The 2,317-nt window shown below is 67.1% G+C and carries 2 protein-coding genes; one reads left to right on the plus strand and one right to left on the minus strand.

Annotation, left to right across the window (positions count from 1 at the left end; all coding sequences use genetic code 11):
• Positions 1–298 precede the first annotated feature (298 nt).
• The gene (locus tag ACFY5B_RS39435; protein ID WP_389980076.1) at positions 299–1,498 is read left to right on the plus strand and encodes an IS110 family transposase; all 1,200 of its coding nucleotides are present in this window, start codon (positions 299–301) and stop codon (positions 1,496–1,498) included.
• A gap of 244 nt (positions 1,499–1,742) precedes the next feature.
• Here the strand turns inward: ACFY5B_RS39435 and ACFY5B_RS39440 are convergent, their stop codons facing one another.
• Positions 1,743–1,916, minus strand: coding sequence for a hypothetical protein (locus tag ACFY5B_RS39440; protein WP_179878972.1), 174 nt, complete (start codon positions 1,914–1,916; stop codon positions 1,743–1,745).
• Positions 1,917–2,317: the final 401 nt, after the last annotated feature.

The following is a 2,317-nucleotide window of genomic DNA, read 5'->3' on the forward strand; positions in this document are numbered from 1 at the left end:
AGATCATGGCCCCAACGTCGTGCTTTAACGGGCAGGTCCACAGACTGCCCGACTCGCCGGAAGCTTACGGGGCCATGATCACTCGCCCCAAAGCAGCTCCGTAAGTTGTTCGGTGGCCCGGCAGGGCCGGATGTGGCTTCAAAGCAGCTTGCCGACCGTGGCTCGGCTGGAGTGGCCGTCCGGTCCTTCGGGGCGCCCTGGTCGCTGATTGAAATGCGCGGAATGGGTCGCTGTTTACGGAGCTGACGACGGGGTGTCCTTCGGGCCGACGGAACGAACTCGGCTACGGGAGGGACGCGTGAACAAACAGCGGGCCCGGATATGGGTTGGTATCGACGCGGGCAAGGGCCATCACTGGGCCGCAGTGGTCGACGAGACCGGCGCGACCCTGTGGTCGAAGAAGATCGAAAACGACGAGTCGGCGATCCTGACCGCGCTCGGCGAGATCTTGGACCTGGCCGACGAGGTGCACTGGGCGGTAGACATCTCCAGCAGGTCCTCAGCCCTGCTGCTGGCGCTGCTGGCAGCCCATGGCCAAAGGGCTGTCTACGTGCCCGGCCGCACCGTCAACCGCATGACCGGCGCCTACCGGGGTGAGGCCAAAACCGATGCCCGCGACGCCTATGTCATCGCCGAAACCGCCCGGCACCGCCGGGACTTCACCCTGCTCGACGTGCCCGCGCAGCTGGCCGCCGACCTCGCACTCCTCACCGCACACCGCACCGACCTGATCACTGACCGGGTGCGGACGGTCAACCGGCTCCGCGATGTGCTCACCGGCATGTTCCCCGCCCTGGAGCGAGCCTTCGACTACTCGGCCCGCAAAGGCGCACTGGTGCTGCTGACCGGATACCAGACCCCGGCCGCCCTCCGCCGACGCGGCTTGGCCCGCCTGACCGCCTGGCTGACCAATCGAGGAGTCCGCGACCCGGAGAGCGTGGCCACCGCGGCCTTGGAAGCGGCCCAGGCCCAGCAGACCGCACTGCCCGGCGAGGACACCGCCGCACAGATCGTCGCCGACCTGGCCACACAGATCCTGGACCTGGACGACCGACTGCGACGACTCGACCGGCAGATCCGCGACACCTTCCGCACTCACCCACAGGCCGAGATCATCGAGTCCCTGCCCGGTATGGGGCCCATCCTCGGAGCCGAATTCGTCGTCGCCGCAGGAGACCTGACCTCCTACACCGACGCCGGCCACCTCGCGTCAGCCGCCGGACTCGTCCCCGTCCCACGCGATTCCGGCCGCCGCACCGGCAACCTGCACCGCCCCAAGCGCTACAGCCGCCGCCTGCGCAGAGTCTTCTACCTCTCCGCGCAGACCAGCATCGTCCGCGACGGCCCGAACCGGGACTACTACCTCAAGAAACGCGGCGAAGGCTGCAAACACGTCCAGGCCGTCATCGCCCTCGCACGACGCCGCACCAGCGTGATGTGGGCTCTCCTGCGCGACAACCGATCCTTCACCCCCGCCCCGCCCACGCAGACCGCTTGAATCAACTCGACGTCCCACACATGGCAGCGTGGTTGAGGCCGGTGGGGGTGCAGCGAGACACACGCGCGCCTGACCGGTCGACGTGCCCGCCATCCTGGCTGGCTTTCGTCGGCTGAGGCACAAACGATGTCCGAGACCAGGGGCCACCCGCACTACTGGCGAGCGCCCACGGCCTCGACTCGGTCATTTGAAACTCCACCGATCTCGTGGCTTTGTCCTGGGCTTCGCGCTGCCCGGCTCGTGGCTACTCAGCGCGCCCCTGGTTGCGGCTAGACCTGCGGTGCAGGACAAGCGAGGCGCCGGCACCAGCCACGACGGCGAAGACGGCGCCGCCGTAGTTGTCCTGAACGAGGACGCCAGCGGCAATCACGGTGCCGATGACGAGAGGTAAGCCAGTGGTCATGCTGTTCTTCTTCACGAGAGCCTCTCCTCAGAAGTGTCTGCGGTGGAAAGCACTACGGAGATGGACAGGTCGTCCATACCAGTGCACGCGGCATGATCTCAGGTTCGCCAATGCCGGACCAGGCTGATCACGTTCGACGATGCGCTGCTGGTGTGCTGATCAGCCAGACAGAGCGGAACTCCTCGTAGGCGAACTGAGGGACCGGGGCCCTGCCAGGGGTTCGGCGACCCTGGCCCCTGACGTGCCTGGTCAGATGGCTTGCGGCGGGGAACAACGGGGAGCGTCGGCGAACCATGCGACTCAGGGCCAGGTCAGAGGATGATCCGCCGCCTGGCCCTGATCGTGTCCACGGCCTCCCGATCAGTCCCCGTGGCTTGACTCAGTCATTGAAACTCCAGCCCAAAGCCGCTCCGCCG

It is taken from the genome of Streptomyces sp. NPDC013187 (assembly GCF_042899705.1).
Classification (GTDB): domain Bacteria; phylum Actinomycetota; class Actinomycetes; order Streptomycetales; family Streptomycetaceae; genus Streptomyces; species Streptomyces hawaiiensis_A.